Origin of the sequence: uncultured Aliiroseovarius sp. (assembly GCF_947492455.1) — a bacterium.
GTDB lineage: Bacteria > Pseudomonadota > Alphaproteobacteria > Rhodobacterales > Rhodobacteraceae > Aliiroseovarius.
Genome location: NZ_CANLNB010000003.1, coordinates 91,510 through 112,949, shown reverse-complemented (window position 1 = coordinate 112,949; position 21,440 = coordinate 91,510). Strand labels below are relative to the sequence as shown.

Here is a 21,440-nt window from a genome sequence, read left to right as displayed (position 1 = left end):
CTAGGCGGCTTTCGCCCCAAGGGCAAGAGGACCCGCACCAATCCACGCACGGCTTTCCCGCAGCACTCACCAAACCCGCATTTTCTTGTCACCAATATCCTGGGGGAGTGTGAAAGCCCTGGCTTTCGCACGGGGGCAAAGCCCCTACAGGCTCACGAAGTGAGCCCTAAAACCAGGTGACGCCCTCGTCCGTCACAATCGCATCAAGCGGCTGATCCGTGGGTTCCAGCGGCAACCCCTCGGCCTCTTGCGCGCTATAGGCATAGCCGATGGCCAGCGTCGGGCGCTCGGCCCGCAGCCCTTCCAGCGTGCGATCATAGAAACCGCCGCCATAGCCCAGACGTCCACCGTTGCGGTCGAAGGCCACCAGCGGAACCACCACCACCTCGGGCGTGATGAACTCAAGTTCAGCCGGGACTTGAGCCCCAAAGGGGCCGTCCACCATGTCGCTGTCCGGACGCCAGTTCGCAAACTTCAGAGGCTGCCCAGCGCCCGTGATATACGGCACGCCAATGGTCGACCATGCGGCCATCGCCGCCATTGCGGGCAGCGGATTGATCTCGGTCCGGATCGGCATATAGCCCGCCATCGCCTTGCCCTTGTGGTCACTCAAAACCGAAATCAGATGCGCCACGCCCAGCGCCGAGCGTGCTTCGGAATGCGCTTCCTTGCGACGAGCAAAGGCAGCTTTACGGGCAGCCGCTTTCACGGCGGTCAGGTCGGTCATGTCGAAATCCAGTCAGGGTCGTCAGATCAGCATTACAGCGGCAAGACCAAGGAAGGCGAAGAAGCCCACGACATCCGTTACCGTAGTCACGAACGCGCCCGAGGCCAGTGCCGGGTCAATGTCCATTCGGTCCAGCACCACCGGAATGATAACGCCTGCCAGCCCTGCGATCACAAGGTTCACGACCATCGCCACACCGATCACGACACCCAGAAGCGGCGTGCCAAACCAGATGACGCCTACGATCCCCATGACCACCGCAAAGATGACCCCGTTGACCAGCCCCACAGCCGCCTCACGCCAGATCACGCGCCACAAGTTGGCGGATGTCAGGTCTTTGGTGGCAATCGCACGCACGGCAACGGTCAGCGATTGCGTACCTGCGTTGCCGCCCATCGAGGCGACGATGGGCATCAGCACCGCCAGCGCCACGAACTGAGCAATCACAGCATCGAACTGCGCGATGACCAGCGACGCCAGGATCGACGTCACAAGGTTCACGGCAAGCCACGGGAAGCGGCGCTTGGTGGTTTCCACGATCTTGTCAGACAGCGAGCTTTCCTCGCCCACACCGGCCAGACGCAGGATGTCTTCTTCGTGTTCTTCATCAAGAATGACCATCGCGTCGTCGATGGTAATTACACCAACCAGACGGTCATCCGCGTCCACGACAGGGGCCGAAATCAGGTGGTACTGGTTGAAGGCATAGGCAACCTCGCCCTCGTCCTGCATCACTGGAATGGTGCGGAAGCTGTCTTCAGTCAGCGAGGTCATAAGCACCTCGCGCGCACTGCCCATCAGACGGCCCAAGGTGACATAGCCGGTCGGGCGCATCCGCGGATCAACCAGAATGACGTGATAGAACTGCTCGGGCAGATCATCCTGAGACCGCAGGAAATCAATCGTCTGCCCCACGTTCCAATGATCCGGCGCCACGACCAGCTCGCGCTGCATCAAGCGACCAGCGGACTCCTCGGGATACGACAGCGACTGCTCGACCACGACCCGGTCATCGTCGTCCAGCGCGTCCAGAACGGCCTCGGTCTGCGGATCGTCGAGGTCTTCGATCAGGTCGACAACATCGTCAGTTTCCAGATCACGCACGGCTTCGGCCAGAACGGCGGGCTCCATCGCTCCGACCACGTCTTCGCGCAGGCCTTCGTCCAGTTCGGACAGGACCTCGCCGTCGAACTCGGTCCCGTACAGGCGCACGAACGTGTCGCGATCATCGTCAGGTAGCTGTTCTACAAGGTCGGCGATGTCAGCGGCGTGCAGTGGTTCCAGAAGGGCCTGAAGCGCAAGCGCATCCTCGGCTTCCAGCGCATCGCGCACGGGGCCAAAGGTTTCGCGGTCTAGCTCGTAGTCACCTTCTTCGGGCGTGTCGTCGATATATTGATCATCCAGCATCGCGCGCCCTCCGTCCGCTGTTTGGCCCGACCATAGGGCAGACAGGCGGGCAAGTGAACCGGCAGAAAGACATTGAACAGGTGAATTTCGCAGCCTACCGTGAACGACGGCGATCAAGGAGGTCCTCATGGAACTGCTTCTGGGACAGGTTCTGCAATTCAACACCAACCCGTTCGAGGGGCGTCCCGAGGACGCGGCCACCCATATCCGGCGTGGCGCGGTTCTGATGCAAGACGGTGTGATTGCCGAGGTGGGCGAGGCAGACGCCCTGCGCGCCCAGCATCCCGAGGCGGGCGTGACCGACATGGGCGATGCGCTACTGTCGCCCGGCTTCGTCGACACCCATGTGCACTACCCGCAGACTGCCATCATTGCGTCGTGGGGCAAACGGCTGATCGACTGGCTGAACAGCTATACCTTTCCCGAGGAAAGCCGGTTTGGCGACGCGGGCCACGCCACCCAAATCGCCGAGACCTATTTCGACCTTGTGACCGCAGCGGGCACTACCACGACCGTCAGCTATTGCACCATTCACCCGGAAAGCGTGGACGCCTATTTCACGGCGGCGCAGACGCGTGGATTGCGGGCGTTAGGAGGCAAGACCTGTATGGATCGCAACGCACCCGACACGCTGCGCGACACGGCGCAATCCGCTTATGACGACAGCAAAGCCTTGCTGAACCGCTGGCACGGGCAGGACCGGCTGTCCTACGTGATTACGCCGCGCTTCGCCCCGACCTCGACCCCCGAGCAGCTGCAAGCCTTGGGGGCACTCTGGTCCGAGCATCCCGAGCTTCTGATGCAGACCCATATCAGTGAACAGCACGAGGAAATCGCATGGGTCGCGGACCTCTTCCCCGATGCCCGCGACTATCTGGATGTGTACGAGAAGTTCGGCTTGGTGGGCAAAGGTGCCCTATTGGGCCACGCGATCCACCTGACGGAACGCGAGCGGGACCGGATCACCGAGCTTGAGGCGAGTTTGATCCACTGCCCGACGTCCAACATGTTCATCGGGTCGGGGCTCTTTGACATGCAGGGCTTGATGGCGCAGGGCCACCGGATCGGGCTGGCATCGGACACGGGCGGCGGGTCCAGTTTCTCGATGCTACGGACGATGGCGGCGGCCTATGAGGTTGGGCAACTCTCTGGCACCGCGCTGCACCCAGCACAGTTGTGGTGGCTGGCGACCGCAGGCTCCGCCGCGTCGATCCATCTGGACGACAAAATCGGGCGTCTGGCCCCGGGGTACGAGGCCGACATCATTGCAGTTGATCTGGCATCAACGCCCGCCATCGCCCAGCGCGCCGCGCGGGCCGAGACCATCTGGGAAGCGATCTTCCCCACCATCATGATGGGGGATGATCGGGCGATTTCGGCGGGTTGGGCCGGGGGCCGGAAGATCAAATAGGGCTCAGACCTTCGACAGAATTTCCAGAGCTTGTGCGTGGAGGTCTGCGTTCGCGGCGGCCACAACACGGCCACCCTGATGGACCGGTTTGCCTTGCCAGTCGGTCACGATCCCGCCCGCGGCCTCGATCACCGCGATTGGGGCTTGGACGTCGTAGGATTGCAGACCCGCCTCAATCACCATGTCGACCTGCCCCGCAGCAACCAGACCATAGGCGTAGCAATCCATGCCATACCGTGTCAGCTTGGCTTGGCGCGCCACGGCATGAAATGCCTCGGCTTCTTCGGTGGTGCCGACTTCCGGGAAGGTCGTGAACAGGATCGCATCTGATAGGTCACCGGTCGTGCGTGTTTTCAGATCGCGCTTCCCCATTGGGCCTTCAACCCAGGCCTCGCCGAAGCCACCCAGAAAGCGCTCTTTAATGTAAGGCTGATCAATAACACCCAAAGCCGGGCCGGACTCGGGACCTACTGCGATCAGCACACCCCATGTGGGCGTGCCGGACAGAAAACCGCGTGTGCCGTCGATCGGGTCCAACACCCATGTCAGGCCGCTGGTTCCGTCTTTCGCGCCAAACTCTTCGCCAAAAATTCCGTCCTCGGGGCGCAGCTCTGCCAAAAGGGCGCGCATGGCTTTCTCGGCCGCGCGATCCCCTTCGGTCACGGGATCAAACCCTTCGGACAGCTTGTTGTCCGCAGTCAGGTCCGTGGATCGAAAGTAAGGAAGCACAGCCTCGCGCGCCGCGTCCGCCAATGCGTTCGCGACACGAATAAGGTCAGTTTGAGTGTTTGCGTCCAACGTCTGCATCGCCGATCCCTCTTGCTTTCATAAGCGCGGTAGCAGCGATGCCCAAGTTAGGTCAAGCGTCAGGCGACGTCCGACAGGACACGCGCCAATTCGAACAAGCGTCGACGTTGGTTTTCCGGAATGGCGTAATAGCTGCGCACCAGTTCCAACGCTTCCTTATCCGCAAGGATATCACTTGGCGCTGCGCTTCCATTCATATCTTGCGCGTGGCTTTCCAAACCTTCGAAGAAAAAGCTGACAGGGACGTTCAACGCTGCTGCCATATCCCAAAGCCGAGACGCAGATACGCGGTTCATGCCGGTCTCGTATTTCTGAATTTGCTGGAACTTAATCCCGACTTTCTCGGCCAGTTGATGTTGGGTCATACCCACCATCCAACGCCGATGGCGTACTCGTTTGCCTACATGGATATCCACAGGATGCTTCATCCAACAACTCCTCGTTAACAAGCTGCAATGCAGCCCTACCTACTTCCTACGCATCAGTCGCCGCACGGGCGAATGACTAAAGACACTATCGAGCACATGAGATCTGACGGGACGGCGAGGACAAGAAGCACCTCACTACCCCTGCGGGTGAAATCCCGCGAAACCTACGCGCATAGGATGTCTAACACATTCAACAAAGCATTGCAATTTAACCCGTAAATCGGCTTTGGCAGAAGTTGGGGCGCGACCCTCTCGATTTTTCCAGATCACCGCGCTACATCACACGTAGGAGGCCCCATGAAAACATTCCGCGTGACCGAACTTGGCAAACGCCCAGCATTGACCGACCAACAGCCCTTGCCCATCGAACAGGGTCAAGCCCGCGTGGACATCCGCGCCTGTGGCTTGAATTTTGCCGACCTTCTGATGACCAAAGGCAGCTATCAGGACACGCCAACGGTCCCGTTTTCGCTTGGAATGGAGCCTGCGGGCATTGTGACCGAGCTTGGGCCCGACACGGATGGCCCCGCCGTTGGCACACGGGTTGTGGTGTTCTCCGGCAAAGACGGGCTGGCCGACGAGGGCGTATTTCCCGCTGATCGCTGCCTTCCCCTGCCCGACAACATGAGCTTTGAAGACGCCGCTGCCTTCCAGATCGCCTATGGCACCAGCCACGTCGCGCTGGACTACAAAGCCCAGCTTCAACCCGGCGAGACCCTGCTGGTACTTGGTGCTGCTGGCGGCGTGGGCCTTACGGCTGTCGAGATTGGCAAGGTGATGGGCGCACGCGTCATCGCCTGTGCGCGCGGGGCAGATAAGCTTGAGATCTGCAAAACTGCGGGCGCAGACCATGTGATTGACAGCACTTCTGAGGACATCCGCGAGGTCGTGAAAGCGCTTGGTGGGGCAGATGTGGTCTATGATGCCGTGGGCGGCGAACAGGGCGAGGCCGCCTTTCGCGCCACCAACCCGGACGGGCGGTTCCTGTATATCGGCTTTGCCTCGGGCGACATGCCGAACCTGAAGCCGAACCACATGCTGGTGAAGAACATCACGGCCATTGGCCTTTATTGGGGTGGCTATCTGAAGTTCAAACCCGAGGTGCTGACCGACAGCCTGCGCCAGCTTCTGGACTGGTATGCGGACGGCAAGATCCAACCGCATGTCAGCCACACCCTGCCGCTGGACCAAGCCGAGGACGCGCTGGAGCTTCTGCGCAGCCGCAAGTCCACCGGCAAGGTCGTGGTCACGATGGGGCCGAACGACTAGGCCTTACAGCTCGCCAAACGCGCGTCGGATCATGTCCAGAAGGTCATCCATCGCCTGATTGCTGCTTTTGGCGGCGTACATATTCACTTGCGTCACGGCGAGGTCCGGCAGCGCGCCGCCGTGATCCACCACGTCCAGATCGCTGCGCACCGTGCCTTCGATCACCGCATGGACGGCGAGGTCTGCTGATAACGACGCCTCGATGGTGCGGGTCGAATCGCTTTCGACGGCCATTTCCCACGCGATGCCAGCCTCATCCAACGCTTGCTGCACCTCTTTGCGGAAGATGCAGTTATGCTCGAACGCCAAGCGCAGGGGGCGTTGCCGCCACGCCTGCCCGCCCGGCGCACCGACCCAGACCAGAGGCAGTGCGGTCAAGGTCTCGCCTCCCGCGTCCATTTCTTCTTCCGTGGTCAGGATGGCGTCGCACTCGCCGCGCGCGAACATCGCTTTCAACCGGCTGGTATAGGACGAGATCAACTGAACCCGCATCCGCGGATACGCCGCATGGAACTGGCGCAGCACCTTGGGAATCGCCGGATAGACCACGTCAGCAGGCACGCCCAACACCACCTCGCCCTCGAACGCCTGATCGGTCAGGCGCGAATAGACCTCGTCATTCAAACGCAGAATGCGGCGCGCATAGCCCAATAACTGCTCGCCATCTGCAGTTAACGATACGCCTCGCCCCGAACGATCCAGCAAAGGGCGCCCTAGGCTTTCTTCCAAACGCTTGAGCTGCATCGAAACAGCCGATTGCGTCAGATGCAGAAGCCCCGCAGCACGGGTCACCCCACCTGCATCAGCAACGGTTGCAAAACTGCGCAATGCAGTCAGGTCGAGATTACGCGGCATATCACCTCCCGTGATGATTCACTACAAAATCATTCATTTTACTTATTTCGCGACCTCAAGCATAACAATCAAGAAATTTGATGCAACACACATCATTCATCGCAAACACGAAGGAGAGACGAGATGACCGCTGTAACCTGCACCAATGCCCCCGCCGCGAAACGCAGCTTCTCGCTGCTGGCCTGGGTTGCGACCGTAATCCAAACCCGCCGCGAGCGTGTGGCCCTGTCGCAACTGGACGCCCATCGCCTGAACGATCTGGGCCTGACCGCTGATGAAGCACAGCGCGAAGCCAGCCGCCCGATCTGGGACGTGCCCTCGCACTGGCAACAGTGACCAGTTCACGCTGTTAAGCTCTTGAAAAATGCGCCGCCCTTGCCAATATACCGGTCAAGGGCGGTTTTCTTTTGGGAACCCGCATCAATAAGTTTGCTTGGAGGTCTCAATGGCTGAGTTTGACACGATTCGCGCTGGTGCCGGCACGCGCGCCGCGATCGACGAAGGGCTGCGCGCCCACATGAACAAAGTATACGGCACCATGTCGGTGGGTCTGCTTCTGACCTTCGCCGCCGCTTGGGCCGTCGGTAACAACGCCGCGATGATGGAAACGCTGTTCACCGGCTTCACCCGTTATATCGTGATGTTTGCCCCGCTGATCATGGTCTTTGCCTTTGGCGCCGCCATCAACCGTCTGTCCGCCGCTGGCGCACAGCTGTTCTTCTATACCTTCTCGGCTGTGATGGGTGTGTCGCTGGCCTATATCTTCGTGATCTTCACCGGCGTATCCATCGCGCAGACTTTCCTGATTACCGCCATCGCCTTCGCGGGTCTCAGCCTTTATGGCTACACGACCAAACGCGACCTTGGACCGATGGGTGCCTTCCTGATCATGGGTCTGATCGGCATTATCGTCGCATCGATCGTGAACATCTTCATCGGCTCGTCGATGATCCACTTCGCCATCTCGGTGATCGGTGTTCTGATCTTTGCTGGCCTGACCGCCTATGACACCCAGAAAATCAAGACCGACTACATCGCACATGCCCACGCAATGGACAGCGAATGGCTGGCGAAATCCGCGATCATGGGCGCACTAAGCCTGTATCTGGACTTCATCAACCTGTTCATGTTCCTGCTGCAGTTCCTGGGCAACCGCGAGTGATCATGACACGTTGACGTGTGATCAGGGCCGGTCGTCGTGACCGGCCCTTTTTTGTTGCGCTAGAGTAAACCTATGAATCGGTTGTTCGAAAACATCGCCAAGCTCATCCTCAGCCCGTTACTTACGGCGCAGGCGCTGAAGGTGCGCAAGACCGCCAGACTGCTGCCCGAGCCCCCCGGCCATCGGTTCGGCGCACAAGGCACCGGCCCCAATCTCTCGCTGATGATCGTGGGCGACAGCTCTGCCTCGGGCGTAGGTGCGCCGCACCAGACCAAAGCCCTGTCTGGGCAGCTCGTCACCGCGCTTGGTGCGTCCTATCACGTCAACTGGCGGCTTCTGGCCCGAACTGGATCGACCACCCGCACCACCCTGCCCCTGCTAAAATCTCAGGTGCCCGAGCAGACGGACATTGTGCTGGTGGTGCTGGGGGTGAACGACGTGACCAGCCAGATGCCGCTCTATCGCCTGCTGGCCTGTCGGGCCGAGCTCTATACGCTCTTATTCGAGAAATGGGGGGCAAAGCGCGTCATCGCCACCGGCATCCCACCGATCGACCGCTTCCCGCTGCTGCCCAATCCCCTGCGCTGGTTTCTGGGCCTTCAAGCCCGCCGCTTCGACCGCGCACTGGCCGAACAGGCCGCGACTATGGGCGTGGACTATATGCCCTTCGACGTGCCCCTGACGCCCGAGATGATGGCCGAGGACGGCTTCCACCCCGGCCCCAACGCCTATTACCTGTTGGGGCGCAAAGTGGCGTCACAGATCCTCCACCGCTAAACACAAACGAAAAAAGCCGCCCCAAAGGGACGGCTCTTTACCCAAAGAATGGCGATCTTACTTGATCTTGCCTTCTTTGTATTCAACGTGCTTGCGCACAACCGGGTCGTACTTTTTGACAACCATTTTCTCGGTCATGGTGCGTGCGTTTTTCTTGGTCACATAGAAGTGGCCGGTATCCGCGGTCGAGTTCAGGCGGATTTTGATCGTGGTCGGCTTCGCCATATCGTCAGCTCCTCATCGGGCGGGCGCATGCCGCCCGGGGTAAATCTCTGGAACCCGCCTTTTAGCGCCATTCCGACCCGAGTCAACCGCAAAGCCAAGGATTCCGCCGCCCCACCGCTTTTTCTTGTCATAAATATCCCCGCCGGAGGCCTAAAATCTTCAAGACCTTGGGGAATCATACGCGCGGATGGCCTGTAAGCCGGATTCTGTCCCGGTGTTGCCACCATGGATGACCATTCTTCTAGACCTGCTGTTGCCAACAGGTTCAAGCTGCCAACCCGGATCTGCTCGGGGCAAGACACCCCTGGGGTTACCCCCGCGCGATCCCTATTAGGCATTGCTCCCGGTGGGGCTTGCCGTGCCGCCGCTGTTGCCAGAAGCGCGGTGGGCTCTTACCCCACCGTTTCACCATAACCCGCGCATGCGCAGGCTGTCTGTTCTCTGTGGCGCTTTCCCTCGGGTTTCCCCGGCCGGGCGTTACCCGGCACCGTTGCCTTGTGGAGTCCGGACTTTCCTCGCGTCACGAAGGGGCACGCCCCAACAGTCACCCGCGGTCATCCAGCCATCCGCGCAAACTGGACTTAGATAGGCTGGGCGGTGGCGTCAAGGCGCGAGGGCGAAAGGGGCGCTGCCCCTCGCCTCTTCGAGGCTCACCCCGAGGTATTTTCGACAAGAAAATGATTAGGGGCAGGTAGAGCCGCAAGGTCTTCCTTTGCCAGAGGACCTTCACCCCATGGGCGGTGACGCAGGCGCACGGCGGACAACAAGGTGGTGTCATCGATGTCGGTTGAATAGCCCAGCTTGACTGCACAGGCGCGGAAGGTTTCGATTTCAAGGCCTTCAATCGGATCAGACGTGCCCGAGCGCACCGCGACCCCCTGCCGTGCCAATCGCGCCCAATCGAAGCGAGGACCGGGGTCAGTTTTGCGTCCGGGGGCCATATCGCTATGGCCGATCACCCCTTCGGGCTTGATGTTCCAACGCTGCATAATCTCAGGCAGCAGGGCTTCGAGTGTTGCCATCTGTGGCTCGGAAAAGGGTGATGCCCCGTCATTGTCCATCTCGACACCTATCGAGCGGGAGTTAATGTCATCCATCCCACCCCAAGTTCCCGCACCCGCATGCCACGCGCGCATGTCTTCGTTGACCAACTGAAACAGCCGTCCGTCGCGGTGGATCAGATAGTGGGCCGAGACCTCGTATTCGGGGCTACACAGACGCTCTAGCGCTTCCTCGGGATCCGGCATGGCTGTGTAGTGCAGGACGATCAGCGACGGCACCAACCCATCCCGGCGCGGGCCGAAATTTGGGGAGGGGTGCGATATCGGCTGCATTACTCGGTCGAGATATTCAGCGTTTCACCGGGCAGAGGAACCGGTTGCGTGGGGGCTGGCGTGGCCGGTGCGGTTGGTTCGGTAGTGATGCCAATCGATTCAAGTTCAGCCGAGCTTACACCCTCGGTCGTCGCGGTAGGCACTTCCACACCGCGTGCGGCGCGGAACGGGGCTGGATCCCAGGCACAGGCAAAACCGTCGCCATCCGGGTCAATGCCATATTGGTCCCGTTTTGGGCCGCCACTTTCCAAAAACGCAATCTGGGCGAAATCAGCCGAGGTGTAGCGCGAGCAGTTGCGACGCGCGCGGGCCTCACCCGACAGGGACGACCGCTGATACAAAGGCTGCCCGACCGAGTTGGTGGTGGACAGGGCATACTGCACAATCGACGTCGTATTGCCCGAGGGGCGATCAGGCACGGCCTCGGGCTGCACCTGCTGGTAATTCGCGCGATAGCCTTCCAGACGCGCCGCATCGCTTTCGATGCTTTCGCGTGAGGAGACTGCGGCAAAGTCCTGTTCGTCAGAAATGGTCGCAGCCTCGGACGCGGCAGTCGGGGCTGCATCGACCGAACTGTCTTCGCCCAGCGCCGACAAGGGCTGGCCAGACAGGCTTTCAGGAGCCCGGCTTTCAGGCAGTGGCGCAACACATCCGGCCATCAGGCCAAGAAAGGCTAGTCCGAGGGTGATGCGCATCGCGGGCTCCTTACAGTACTGTCACACCAATTGGGCGCGTTTTACCACCATTTCGAAGGCTTAGCTACAAAACCTGCGCGGGCTTCAACCTCGTGGGCGATATTCAGCAGATCGCCTTCTTCCCACGGGCGGCCAATCAGCTGCAGACCCAGTGGCAGGCCCTGCGCGTCCAGACCGGCAGGGATCGAAATGCCCGGAAGACCGGCAAGGTTCACGGTCACGGTGAAGACGTCGTTCAGGTACATCTTCACGGGATCGGCGTCCTTCATTTCGCCCAGTCCAAAAGCGGCCGACGGGGTGGCCGGGGTCAGGATAGCGTCGACACCGCCAGCAAAGACATCATCGAAGTCTTTCTTGATCAGCGCGCGCACGCGACGAGCGCGGTTATAGTAGGCGTCGTAGAAACCAGCCGACAGCACATAGGTGCCAACCATCACGCGGCGCTGAACTTCGGCCCCGAAGCCTTCGGCGCGGGTTTTGGCGTACATCTCGTCAATGCCGTCGCCTGCTTCCAACTTGGCGCGGTGGCCGTATTTCACGCCATCATAGCGCGCAAGGTTCGACGAGGCTTCCGCAGGTGCAATCACGTAATATGCAGGCAGCGCGTATTTGGTGTGCGGCAGCGAGATATCCACGATCTCGGCCCCTGCGTCGCGCAACATGTCGGCGCCATCGGCCCAGAGCTTCTCGATCTCGGCCGGAATACCTTCCATGTGGTATTCTTTCGGGATCCCGATCTTCTTGCCTTTAATGTCGCCGGTCAGCATGGCTTCGAAATTCGGCACAGGAATGTCGGCGGAGGTAGAATCCTTCATGTCATGGCCGCACATGGCTTCCAGCATGATCGCTGCGTCACGTACCGATTTGGTCATCGGGCCGGCCTGATCCAGCGACGATGCGAACGCCACAATACCCCAGCGCGAGCAGCGCCCGTAGGTGGGCTTGATGCCGGTGATGCCGGTGAAGGCAGCGGGTTGGCGGATCGAGCCGCCGGTGTCGGTGCCGGTTGCGGCCAGACACAGGTCAGCCGCCACAGCCGAGGCCGAGCCACCCGACGAGCCACCCGGCGTCAGGTCGCGGTCGTCCACTTTCCACGGGTTCACAGCGTTGCCGTAGACCGAAGTCTCGTTCGACGAGCCCATGGCGAACTCGTCCATGTTCAGCTTGCCCAGCATCACGGTGCCTGCATCCAGCAGATTCTGGCTGACGGTCGATTCGTATTCTGGTTTGAAACCGTCGAGGATTTTCGATGCTGCCTGCGAGGGCACACCCTTGGTGCAGAACAGATCTTTGATGCCCAGCGGGATGCCGCACATGTCAGGCGCATCGCCCGCCTGAATGCGTGCGTCAGCAGCTTTCGCCTGCTCGCGGGCCAGATCGGGCGTGTTGTGCACAAAAGCGCCCAGCGCACCAGCGCCTTCGATTTCGGTCAGGCAAGCCTCGGTGATCTCGGTCGAGGTTACGTCGCCCTTGCGCAGCGCGTCACGGGCATCGGCAATCGTCAGTTTGTTCAGCTCGGTCATATCCCTGCCCCCTTATTCGACAACTTTCGGAACGGCGAAGAAGCCTTCGCGCGCATCCGGTGCGTTGGACAGGATTTTTTCCGGCATGCCACCATCCGTCACCACATCTTCACGGCGTTTCAGACGCATTGGCGTGACCGAGGTCATCGGCTCGACACCGTCCACATCCACTTCGTTCAGCTGTTCGATGAACCCAAGGATCGCATTGAAGTTCTCGGCCAGCTCCGGCAGGCGGTCGTCTTCGACCTTGATGCGGGCCAGATGCGCAACCTTGCGCGCGGTTTCGATATCAATCGACATGAAGGTGTCTCCGGATGTGTGTGCGCGTTGGCGCGTTGCCTCGTCATTTATCGCGCGCGAGAGCGACCCGCAAGGCATCTGCGCATCCTGCGACGCTGTCCCACGGGTGACTTGGGCGAATTCACTGCTACTCTGGTCCTGAATGACCAAATAGGAGGCTTCCCATGCAAATCACCTGGCTTGGCCATGCCGGCTTTCGAATCGCGATCGAAGAGGCCGTGCTACTGATCGACCCGTGGCTGGACGGAAACCCGATGTTTCCCGAGGACCGGCGCGCAGACGCCTTGGACGGGGCGACCCATATCCTGATCACCCACGGGCACGGAGATCACGCATCCTCGACCCTTGCGATCGCGAAAGAGTTGGGCATTCCGATTGCCGCCATTCACGAGCTTGCCTCGTTCTGGGGCGGAGAAGATGGTGTGGAAACGCTGGGCTTCGGCAAAGGCGGCACGGTCGATCTGAATGGGGCGAAAATCACCATGGTGAACGCCTCGCATTCCGCCAGCTTCGACTATCTGGGCGGGGATCGTCCGCTTTGCGCCGGGGCCGAGGTCGGCTTCATGATCGCGGGCGAGGGGCACGTGATCTATCTGTCCGGCGACACAGACATCATGGCGGATATGGAGTGGATGGGCGATCTGCACAAACCTGACATCGGCATTCTGTGCGCCGGTGGGCATTATACGATGGACATGGCGCGGGCCGCCTACGCGGCGAAGCGGTATTTTGACTTCAAGACCGTGATCCCCTGTCACTACAAGACTTTCCCGATCTTGGCCCAATCCGCGCAGGAACTGATCGATGCCTTGCCAGAGGTGAACGTGATCGAGCCCGAGGTGCTGTCACCGATCTCGGTCTAAGGCTTACCGGCGTGCGGCAAAAAACGCTTTCAGGATCGCCTCAGCCTCGTCCGCACCAATGCCATCATAGACCTCAGGCACATGGTGACATTGCGGATGTGTAAAGATGCGCGGGCCATGGGCCACGCCGCCCGATTTGGGATCCGCTGCGCCATAGTAAACACGTCGGATCCGCGCCGCCGATAGGGCCGTTGCGCACATCGGGCAGGGTTCTAGCGTCACATAGAGGTCATAGCCCGGCAACCGTTCGGACCCGGCTTGGGCGCAGCCCTCGCGGATCACAAGGACCTCGGCATGCGCTGTGGGGTCATTCAGCTCGCGGGTGCGATTTCCGGCCTGCGCCACCACCCTACCGTCCGGTGCAACCAACACGGCACCAACAGGCACCTCACCGCGATCTGCGGCGGCGCGGGCCTCGGCCATGGCGGCGTCCATATGGCTTTTGAAACGGGTCATGCCCCTTCATGCCTGCCCTGCAAGCGATTGCCAAGGCTTCCCCTTTCGCGCGGCGCAGGCTATGCGGGGGTATGACGGATAAACCCACCCCCGCTGGCGACCGGATCGCCAAAGTGCTGTCGCGCGCAGGCATTGCCAGCCGCCGCGAGGCCGAACGCATGATCGAAGCCGGGCGCGTCAGCGTCAACGGCACCGTGATCGACAGCCCTGCCCTGAACGTGACACCCAAGGACAAGATCCTTGTGGATGACAAACCCGTGGCCGAGCCCGAGCCGCCGCGCATCTGGCTGTATCACAAGCCCACCGGGCTGGTGACCACGGCCAAGGACGAAAAGGGCCGCGAGACGGTGTTCGACAAGCTGCCCGAGGATATGCCACGCGTGATGAGCGTGGGGCGCTTGGATTTGAACTCGGAAGGGTTGCTGCTGCTGACCAATGACGGCGGCGTGAAGCGTAAGCTTGAGCTTCCCTCGACCGGGTGGACCCGCAAGTATCGCGTGCGCGTGAAGGGCAAGCCGACGGATGACATGCTGTCACCAGTGCGCAAGGGAATCACCGTCGATGGTGAGCGGTTCCAGCCCATGTCGATCTCGCTGGATCGACAGCAGGGCGCGAATGCGTGGCTGACCATCAGCCTGCGCGAAGGCAAAAACCGCGAGATTCGCCGTGCGATGGAGGCAATTGGTCTATCCGTGAACCGCCTGCTGCGCGTCAGCTATGGCCCGTTCCAATTGGGCGAGTTGAAAGCGGGCGAGGTCGAAGAAATCCGCCAGCGCGTGGTGCGTGAACAGTTGGGCATGGACGCCCCTGCGAAAACACCCGCGCGCAAACGCGAGGGTCCGGCCAAGAGCAATCGCGGCGCGATGTCCAAGCCGCCTGCGAAGCGTGGAGGGAAACCGGGCAAAAGGGGCGCTGCCCCTCGCGGCCGAGGCCGCTCACCCCGGGATACTTGAGACAAGAAAAAGCGCCTGAGTTTTCTTAGAACAGTGACCCTTGTTCGGGGTCTGATTTCTTGGGCTTTGCTTTGCGGGCAGTTTTGGGTGTCGGCGCCGTTGTGACGGGCCCCGACGCGGATCCATCCAACGTCAAACGCCCGTCTGCGAACTCGATTTCCAATGCCTTGGCCTTGCTTGCAGCATCCTGTGTCGTCACAACATCGCCGTCGCCACGCACCACCGCATAGCCGCGCTTCAGTGTCTCGGTATAGCCCAAGGTCTGGCGCATCCGCTCCAACGCGGCCAGCCGATCCCTCTGACGCGAGACTGCAGATAGATAGGCATTGTCCAGCCGGGTTGAAGTGTCTTGCAGGGCTTGCGCACGCTGCTGATTAGCTAGCGTGATCCGCCCGGTATCCAGACGCGCCGCCAAGCGGTCAAACTCCCGACGGCGATCTACCGTACCACGGGATAGTCCCGGACCAAGACGTCCGACAACGCTATTTAGCTTGTCACGTAGTGGAACCAGCCGCGCGGTCAGGGCGCGCGGGCGCAGGCCCGCCGAGGCTTCGCTCAGTTTCACGCGCCGCGCTTGCGTCATTTGGGTCAGGGCAACGGGCAGTTTCAGGGATGCCGTATCCAGCCGCTGGCGGGGTCCATCCAACAGCGCATCGGCGCGCGGGAGCGCGCGCGACAGGTCGCGCAGACGTTGGGTGCGTTGGGTGACGCCTTGCTCTAGCGCGCGGGTCAGGCGGGTACCTTGTTCTTCGGTCCACGCCAGCAGCTCCAAGCGCACCGGCACGGCGTGCTCGGCGGCGGCGGTCGGGGTCGGCGCGCGCAGGTCCGAGACAAAATCGATCAGTGTCGTGTCTGTCTCGTGCCCGACTGCCGAAATCAGCGGTATCTCGGATGCGGCCGCAGCCCGTGCAACCACCTCTTCGTTAAAGCCCCACAGATCCTCGATCGAACCGCCACCCCGGGCGACGATCAGCAGATCAGGGCGCGGCAGTGCGCCGCCCGGCGTCAGACGATTGAAGCCCTCGATGGCCGCAGCCACTTGCGGGGCACAGGCGTCCCCCTGCACGGCGACGGGCCAAATCAGCACTTTGCGCGGGAAACGGTCACGCAGACGGTGCAGAATATCGCGGATCACCGCGCCGGAGGGCGAGGTCACAACCCCGATCACCTCGGGCAGGAAGGGGATCCTTTTCTTCCGCTCGGGCGCGAAAAGCCCCTCGGCCGCCAGCTGTTTCTTGCGCTTTTCCAACATCGCCATCAGCGCGCCTTCGCCCGCGACCACGACGTCATCCACGTTGATCTGGTATTTCGACTGGCTGCCAAAGGTGGTGATCTTGCCCGAGACGATGACCTCCATCCCCTCTTCCGGCATGATCGACAGACGGCTGACCTGCCCTTTCCAACTGACCGCCGCGATCACCGACCGGTCATCTTTCACGTCGAAATACAGGTGACCCGAGCGTGCCAGCATCACGCGCCCGACCTCTCCGCGCACGCGCACGCGGCCAAAAGCGCCCTCGATGGTTTTCTTAACCGCGCCGGAAATTTCCGAAACGGTGAATTCAGGGGTGTTTTGGCCGGGGGTTGGGTCGTCAATCAGGTCGGACATGGTGCCTCGGTTCTTGTGCATTGCGTGTTGCGACCTTAGAACGCCCGTAACGGAAGGCCAAGCGGGAGAGCATCCATGAACATCCTTATTCTGGGCAGCGGCGGGCGTGAACATGCGCTGGCATGGGCAGTGATGCAGAACCCGAAATGCGACCGGCTGATTGTTGCGCCGGGCAACGCCGGTATGGCACAGATCGCGGAATGCGCGAAGCTGGACATCGAGGATGGCGGCGCGGTGGCGACGTTCGCCCAAGACAACACCATCGACTTCGTAATTGTCGGCCCTGAAGCGCCGCTGGCAGCTGGCGTGGCGGATCGGTTGCGCGAGGCGGGCATCAAGGTGTTTGGCCCCTCGGCCGAGGCTGCGAAGCTGGAAGCCTCGAAAAGCTTCACCAAGGAAATTTGCGACGCGGCGAATGCGCCGACCGCCGCCTACGGCCACTTCACCGATGCCGAGGCCGCCAAGGCCTATATCCGCGAGCAAGGCGCGCCCATCGTTGTGAAAGCAGACGGTCTGGCCGCCGGTAAGGGCGTGATCGTTGCGATGGACGTTGAGACCGCGTTGGACGCGATTGACGACATGTTCGGCGGCGCCTTTGGGGGCGCCGGGGCCGAGGTCGTGATTGAAGAATTCATGGAAGGCGAGGAAGCCTCCTATTTCATCCTCTGCGACGGCAAGACCGCCCTGTCCATCGGCACCGCACAGGACCACAAGCGTGTAGGCGACGGCGACACCGGCCTAAACACCGGCGGCATGGGCGCCTATTCCCCCGCCCCGGTTCTGACGGATGAAATCGCCGCCCGCGCGATGCGCGAGATTGTGCAGCCCACCGTGGACGAGATGGCCAAGCGTGGCACGCCCTATCAGGGGGTTCTCTATGCGGGCTTCATGATCAAGGACGGTCAGGCACGGTTGGTGGAATACAATGTGCGTTTTGGCGATCCGGAATGTCAGGTGCTGATGATGCGTCTTGGCGCGCAGGCGCTGGACCTGATGCTGGCCTGTGCCGAGGAACGTCTGCACGAAGCGCAGGTGAACTGGGCGGACGATCACGCGATCACTGTGGTGATGGCGGCGAATGGCTATCCCGGATCGTATCAGAAGGGCTCGGTGATCAACGGCTTGGATGCGCTGCCGGAAGATTCGAAGAACATGGTGTTTCACGCAGGCACGACCGAAGTGGACGGCAAGATCACGGCTTCGGGTGGGCGCGTTCTGAATGTCACCGCACGTGGCGACAGCCTGCAAGAGGCACGGGACCGCGCCTATGCGATGATCGAGGGCATTGACTGGCCCGAGGGCTTCAACCGTTCGGATATCGGCTGGCGCGCGCTCTAGTCTTCGGCTTTTGGTGGCTCGCTACGCGAGCCTGAGGGGCTTTGCCCCCACGCGTCCCCTATTGGGGACACGTTCCCCCAAGGTATTTTTGACAAGAAAATGAGGTCAGTCGCAGCTTAGCGCTGCGGCGAGGCTGCTTGGATCGGTGTATTTACCGATTGGGGCGATCTGAAATTCGCCGTCCACCAAGCGCGCTTCCATGACTCGGGACCAATTGGCGCTGGCGGTGACAACCACTGGCGGTTGGTCGGGACAGATACGCACGCCGCCTTCGATGTCGGGGCTGCCATATTTGTGGTTGGTCAGTCCGCCGACCGAGGCGATTTCTTTGAAAGTCAGTGACGATTGTGACGCATCCACTGTCACCAGCCGCAAGCGGCGGGCAAGGTGCGGGCGGTCGACATAGGCGATCTCGTCCAGCCCGTCGCCGTTGAAATCGGCAATCCCGGCCACGGCCAGCCAACGGTGGCGGGTGCCGATGGGGGCGTTGTTGCCCAGAGCAGTCAGCGTGCCGTCCTGCAGCCCAAAGATGCGGATCATCGCTCCGGTTGTGTCACCACTGAAGACGGTGACGACCTCGGGCGTGCCATCCCCGTCGAAATCATGCAGGCGGGGGGCAGTGTCTTCGAAGACACCCCCGGTCACGCGCGCCAGAAGGCGGGTGCCGTCGCGCAAGGTGACCTCGAGCGCGCCGTATTCTCCGCCCGGCACGGCGCCGTGCCCATAGCGATCCGTTGGTTCGGCGTAGCGCGCTGCGGAAATGTCGGCCGCCGCGGGGGCGGCCAGACACAGGGATAGAAATGCGGCTGTGAGGCCGCGCATCAGATCTGTTTTTCGGGCATGTGTACGACCAGACCGTCCAGATCATCGGTCACTTTGATCTGGCAGGTCAGGCGCGAGCGGGCTGCATCAGGTTCAAACGCGAAGTCCAGCATGTCTTCTTCCATCGCGTCCTTCGCGGGGATCTTTTCGATCCAGGCGTTGTCCACATAGACATGGCACGTCGAGCAGGCACAGGCGCCACCACAATCGGCTTCGATGCCGGGGATGTTGTTGTCGCGCGCGCCTTCCATCACGGTCAGGCCGGGGGCAACGTCCACGACATGCTCGGTTCCGTTGTGCTCGATATAGGTGATCTTCGCCATGTGGCCTCTCCGTTCTCTGGCGTGTCGCGTGCGGTCTGAGGGGCGCACGGGCTACGGTCATTTCGTTCGACAGACCAGATAGCAACGATATCGCGCTATTTCGAGCCTAAAAGCGGCGAAAAATGTCGCATGGACTTCACAAACGCGAAATGAGGCGCGCGGCACGAAAACCCACCCAGTGCGAACCGGATGGGTTTTCTGTCAAAATAGACGGAACAACAGGTGTTGTTCAGAAAAGGCTCGCGATGAGTTCGGCCACGGCAAGCGTGAACGGATCAATCTGCATCAGCCATGCGCCAGCTTGTTCGACGGCACCGCCTTCGGCGAGGCTTTCAAGCCGCTCTGAATAGCTGGATATCCCGACCTGACTGACAATAATCCCTTTGAACAGGATAAATCCAATCAGGACGAACATAATCGCACGCAATGGAAAACTACGACGTTTGAAGCTTGCTTCCTCTGGAACCAAAAGCCCGTCGCGTTCCACCAAGTGGACATAGCCCCGAGCCAATTTGTTATGACGGCGATCAATTTGCCGTACGCGTTTTTCAAAATCTCTTACTTGTGCATCGGCCATGGTCAACTTTCCCCTAGTCGAAAGCCAAAATTGAAGTTAGGCAACGATGTCAGAATAAAGCAATTTTGTGGCAAATACTAGGAAACCCTTTGTTTCCCGCCACAATTTCATCATTTTCTCTGCAATATCAACGTGGTCCAATCCCCGATTTCATCGCGTTTGACCAAATCGAACCCGTTTTGCTGATAACTTTCAAGCACATCCTCGGCCTGAGGGTTCAGAATGCCCGACAGAATCGCATAGCCATTTTCGCCAATATTCCGCCCCATTTCCGGAGCCAATCCGATCAGCGGTCCCTTCAGGATGTTGGCAAATACTAGGTCGAACGGCGCCTTGGCTGCAATTTCCGTCGCACCGAACCCGGCGGCTTCGACGCACGCCACGCGATCCTCAAGCGCATTGGCGGCGACATTGGCGCGGGCCACGTCCACGGCGACCTCGTCGATGTCGCTGGCAATCACGGGATTTGGCCAAATCTTGGCAGCGGCCATGGCCAGAACAGCCGTACCACAGCCGATATCCGCCACATTTTCGCCCACAAAGCCGTCTTGCGCCAGATGGTCCAGCGCCCGCAGGCAGCCCAGCGTGGTGCCGTGATGCCCGGTGCCAAAAGCCATCGCCGCGTCAATCAGCAGCCCGATCTTGTCCTCTGGCAAAGACGCGGCATCGTGGCTGCCATAGACGAAGAAACGACCTGCCTCGACCGGGGCAAGCTCGCGCTTCACATGGGCGACCCAGTCGACCTCGGGCAATTCCGATACGCTGAAATCCTTGGCGCCATGCATCGAGGCCAGCAGCGCAAGCCCTGCCGCATCGGGTTCTTCGACGAAATAACCGCCCACTTCCCAGATGCCGCTGTCATCTTCGACCTCGAACACGCCGACACCCGTGGGTTCGGGCACAAGGTTTTCCATCGCAGCCCCAAGGGCTTCGGCATCATCTTGTCCGTCTACGGTGGTCAAAGCGGTCCAGGTGGGCATGGTGTGTCCTTTCCAACAAGCCCCTGTGCCCTAGCGCCCTGCTTTGGGCGGGTCAAGCATCTGGCAGGGGCGCGTCGGTGTCTGTGGCGCTGCGCCATGCTGCGATCTGGGCCGCGACCTCTTTCACGTGGGCATCACTGTTGAAGGCGGATTTTTCGATCGGGCAATAGTCATAGGCGTCGATCAGCAACAGCAATCCCTGATCGGTGACAAGCACGCCTTCCATATGGCTCCACGAAATCAGCACCTCATAGCCCGGATGCGTGATCCGCATCCCCAGCGGAGACAGCACGATCCGCGCCACCCCTTCGCGCATCCGCGACCGACTGAGTGTTTTGATATAGGAGTTCCGGCTATGCCGGATAACCAGCAGCCCCGCCCCCATCAGCAGCATGAAGGACAGAAAGGTCCACATGCTGGCATCACTGGCAAACGCAACAATAGCCGAGACACCAACGAAGGCGGCGATCAGGATGGTTGTTCGGACCTGCCGCCCCCATCCCTCTGCGCGCCGCCGCCGTTTAGCGGAAAGAGCACGCAGGGCATAGTCGATGTCGATCGCGTCAAAGCGCGAATAGAACTCTAGATTGGTGCTCAAA

At 60.9% G+C, this 21,440-nt stretch carries 25 protein-coding genes and 1 other RNA gene; 8 read left to right on the top strand and 18 right to left on the bottom strand.

Annotated features, from left to right (window positions below; translation table 11 throughout):
- Nucleotides 1-166: 166 nt before the first annotated feature.
- Together Q0677_RS07340 and mgtE are read right to left on the bottom strand one after the other, a co-directional pair.
- Nucleotides 167-727 carry a 5-formyltetrahydrofolate cyclo-ligase gene (locus Q0677_RS07340; RefSeq protein WP_298907831.1) on the bottom strand — a complete coding sequence of 187 codons (561 nt, stop codon included), beginning with the start codon at nucleotides 725-727 and terminating at the stop codon, nucleotides 167-169.
- 21 nt (nucleotides 728-748) lie between these two features.
- The gene (gene mgtE, locus Q0677_RS07335; RefSeq protein ID WP_298907826.1) at nucleotides 749-2,134 is read right to left on the bottom strand and encodes a magnesium transporter; all 1,386 of its coding nucleotides are present in this window, start codon (nucleotides 2,132-2,134) and stop codon (nucleotides 749-751) included.
- A gap of 127 nt (nucleotides 2,135-2,261) precedes the next feature.
- Here mgtE and guaD point away from each other — a divergent pair, with 127 nt between their 5' ends.
- On the top strand, nucleotides 2,262-3,545 hold the full coding sequence (gene guaD, locus Q0677_RS07330) for a guanine deaminase (RefSeq protein WP_298907822.1): 1,284 nt from the start codon (nucleotides 2,262-2,264) through the stop codon (nucleotides 3,543-3,545).
- Nucleotides 3,546-3,548: 3 nt separating this feature from the next.
- Here guaD and hisN read toward each other — a convergent pair whose 3' ends face one another.
- Nucleotides 3,549-4,352: a histidinol-phosphatase gene (gene hisN, locus Q0677_RS07325; RefSeq protein ID WP_298907820.1), complete on the bottom strand. Its 804-nt coding sequence runs from the start codon at nucleotides 4,350-4,352 to the stop codon at nucleotides 3,549-3,551.
- A gap of 59 nt (nucleotides 4,353-4,411) precedes the next feature.
- Nucleotides 4,412-4,780, bottom strand: coding sequence for a helix-turn-helix transcriptional regulator (locus tag Q0677_RS07320; protein ID WP_298907817.1), 369 nt, complete (start codon nucleotides 4,778-4,780; stop codon nucleotides 4,412-4,414).
- Nucleotides 4,781-5,077: 297 nt separating this feature from the next.
- On the opposite strand from Q0677_RS07320, the gene Q0677_RS07315 reads away from it, so the two are divergent.
- Nucleotides 5,078-6,049: an NADPH:quinone oxidoreductase family protein gene (locus Q0677_RS07315; RefSeq protein ID WP_298907815.1), complete on the top strand. Its 972-nt coding sequence runs from the start codon at nucleotides 5,078-5,080 to the stop codon at nucleotides 6,047-6,049.
- Nucleotides 6,050-6,052: 3 nt separating this feature from the next.
- On the opposite strand, the gene Q0677_RS07310 is transcribed toward Q0677_RS07315, so the two are convergent.
- Nucleotides 6,053-6,904, bottom strand: a complete 852-nt coding sequence (locus Q0677_RS07310; protein WP_133484831.1) for a LysR family transcriptional regulator — start codon at nucleotides 6,902-6,904, stop codon at nucleotides 6,053-6,055.
- Between the two features lie 123 nt (nucleotides 6,905-7,027).
- On the opposite strand from Q0677_RS07310, the gene Q0677_RS07305 reads away from it, so the two are divergent.
- The 3 genes from Q0677_RS07305 (at nucleotide 7,028) to Q0677_RS07295 (ending at nucleotide 8,843) form a co-directional block, all read left to right on the top strand.
- Entirely contained in the window at nucleotides 7,028-7,240 is a 213-nt protein-coding gene (locus Q0677_RS07305) for a DUF1127 domain-containing protein (protein WP_298907810.1), read from the top strand.
- 109 nt (nucleotides 7,241-7,349) lie between these two features.
- Nucleotides 7,350-8,066: a Bax inhibitor-1/YccA family protein gene (locus Q0677_RS07300; protein WP_298907808.1), complete on the top strand. Its 717-nt coding sequence runs from the start codon at nucleotides 7,350-7,352 to the stop codon at nucleotides 8,064-8,066.
- Between the two features lie 72 nt (nucleotides 8,067-8,138).
- On the top strand, nucleotides 8,139-8,843 hold the full coding sequence (locus Q0677_RS07295; RefSeq protein WP_298907806.1) for an SGNH/GDSL hydrolase family protein: 705 nt from the start codon (nucleotides 8,139-8,141) through the stop codon (nucleotides 8,841-8,843).
- 57 nt (nucleotides 8,844-8,900) lie between these two features.
- Here the strand turns inward: Q0677_RS07295 and rpmG are convergent, their stop codons facing one another.
- The 6 genes from rpmG to gatC all read right to left on the bottom strand — a co-directional run bounded on the left by rpmG (nucleotide 8,901) and on the right by gatC (nucleotide 12,920).
- On the bottom strand, nucleotides 8,901-9,068 hold the full coding sequence (rpmG, locus tag Q0677_RS07290) for a 50S ribosomal protein L33 (RefSeq protein WP_008034579.1): 168 nt from the start codon (nucleotides 9,066-9,068) through the stop codon (nucleotides 8,901-8,903).
- Between the two features lie 179 nt (nucleotides 9,069-9,247).
- Nucleotides 9,248-9,638: RNase P RNA component class A (gene rnpB, locus Q0677_RS07285), an RNA gene on the bottom strand.
- Nucleotides 9,639-9,718: 80 nt separating this feature from the next.
- Nucleotides 9,719-10,402, bottom strand: a complete 684-nt coding sequence (locus Q0677_RS07280; RefSeq protein ID WP_298907803.1) for an N-acetylmuramoyl-L-alanine amidase — start codon at nucleotides 10,400-10,402, stop codon at nucleotides 9,719-9,721.
- On the bottom strand, nucleotides 10,402-11,097 hold the full coding sequence (locus tag Q0677_RS07275; RefSeq protein WP_298907801.1) for a hypothetical protein: 696 nt from the start codon (nucleotides 11,095-11,097) through the stop codon (nucleotides 10,402-10,404). The genes Q0677_RS07280 and Q0677_RS07275 overlap by 1 nt, the downstream gene beginning before the upstream one ends.
- Before the next feature lie 41 nt (nucleotides 11,098-11,138).
- Nucleotides 11,139-12,620, bottom strand: a complete 1,482-nt coding sequence (gene gatA, locus Q0677_RS07270; protein ID WP_298907799.1) for an Asp-tRNA(Asn)/Glu-tRNA(Gln) amidotransferase subunit GatA — start codon at nucleotides 12,618-12,620, stop codon at nucleotides 11,139-11,141.
- Nucleotides 12,621-12,632: 12 nt separating this feature from the next.
- Complete coding sequence (gatC, locus tag Q0677_RS07265; RefSeq protein WP_133484837.1) at nucleotides 12,633-12,920, bottom strand: Asp-tRNA(Asn)/Glu-tRNA(Gln) amidotransferase subunit GatC; 288 nt, start codon at nucleotides 12,918-12,920, stop codon at nucleotides 12,633-12,635.
- Nucleotides 12,921-13,084: 164 nt separating this feature from the next.
- Here gatC and Q0677_RS07260 point away from each other — a divergent pair, with 164 nt between their 5' ends.
- Entirely contained in the window at nucleotides 13,085-13,783 is a 699-nt protein-coding gene (locus Q0677_RS07260; RefSeq protein ID WP_298907793.1) for a metal-dependent hydrolase, read from the top strand.
- Nucleotides 13,784-13,786: 3 nt separating this feature from the next.
- Here the strand turns inward: Q0677_RS07260 and Q0677_RS07255 are convergent, their stop codons facing one another.
- Nucleotides 13,787-14,239 (bottom strand): nucleoside deaminase, encoded by a 453-nt coding sequence (locus Q0677_RS07255; protein WP_298907790.1) that lies wholly within the window; start codon nucleotides 14,237-14,239, stop codon nucleotides 13,787-13,789.
- A 71-nt stretch (nucleotides 14,240-14,310) separates the two neighbouring features.
- On the opposite strand from Q0677_RS07255, the gene Q0677_RS07250 reads away from it, so the two are divergent.
- Nucleotides 14,311-15,192, top strand: coding sequence for a pseudouridine synthase (locus Q0677_RS07250; protein WP_298907787.1), 882 nt, complete (start codon nucleotides 14,311-14,313; stop codon nucleotides 15,190-15,192).
- Nucleotides 15,193-15,217: 25 nt separating this feature from the next.
- Here Q0677_RS07250 and xseA read toward each other — a convergent pair whose 3' ends face one another.
- Nucleotides 15,218-16,801 carry an exodeoxyribonuclease VII large subunit gene (gene xseA / locus Q0677_RS07245; RefSeq protein ID WP_298909099.1) on the bottom strand — a complete coding sequence of 528 codons (1,584 nt, stop codon included), beginning with the start codon at nucleotides 16,799-16,801 and terminating at the stop codon, nucleotides 15,218-15,220.
- A gap of 75 nt (nucleotides 16,802-16,876) precedes the next feature.
- Between xseA and purD the strand changes: the two genes are divergently transcribed.
- Complete coding sequence (gene purD, locus Q0677_RS07240; protein WP_298907784.1) at nucleotides 16,877-18,139, top strand: phosphoribosylamine--glycine ligase; 1,263 nt, start codon at nucleotides 16,877-16,879, stop codon at nucleotides 18,137-18,139.
- Between the two features lie 105 nt (nucleotides 18,140-18,244).
- On the opposite strand, the gene Q0677_RS07235 is transcribed toward purD, so the two are convergent.
- The 5 genes from Q0677_RS07235 to Q0677_RS07215 form a co-directional block, all read right to left on the bottom strand.
- Nucleotides 18,245-18,961 (bottom strand): VCBS repeat-containing protein, encoded by a 717-nt coding sequence (locus Q0677_RS07235; RefSeq protein WP_298907781.1) that lies wholly within the window; start codon nucleotides 18,959-18,961, stop codon nucleotides 18,245-18,247.
- On the bottom strand, nucleotides 18,961-19,284 hold the full coding sequence (locus Q0677_RS07230; protein ID WP_282182455.1) for a 2Fe-2S iron-sulfur cluster-binding protein: 324 nt from the start codon (nucleotides 19,282-19,284) through the stop codon (nucleotides 18,961-18,963). Before Q0677_RS07230 ends, Q0677_RS07235 begins: the two co-directional genes overlap by 1 nt.
- A gap of 229 nt (nucleotides 19,285-19,513) precedes the next feature.
- Nucleotides 19,514-19,861 (bottom strand): hypothetical protein, encoded by a 348-nt coding sequence (locus tag Q0677_RS07225; protein ID WP_298907775.1) that lies wholly within the window; start codon nucleotides 19,859-19,861, stop codon nucleotides 19,514-19,516.
- 110 nt (nucleotides 19,862-19,971) lie between these two features.
- Nucleotides 19,972-20,841, bottom strand: coding sequence for a 50S ribosomal protein L11 methyltransferase (locus Q0677_RS07220; RefSeq protein ID WP_298907773.1), 870 nt, complete (start codon nucleotides 20,839-20,841; stop codon nucleotides 19,972-19,974).
- Nucleotides 20,842-20,893: 52 nt separating this feature from the next.
- On the bottom strand, nucleotides 20,894-21,439 hold the full coding sequence (locus Q0677_RS07215) for a YcxB family protein (protein ID WP_298907768.1): 546 nt from the start codon (nucleotides 21,437-21,439) through the stop codon (nucleotides 20,894-20,896).
- Nucleotide 21,440: the final 1 nt, after the last annotated feature.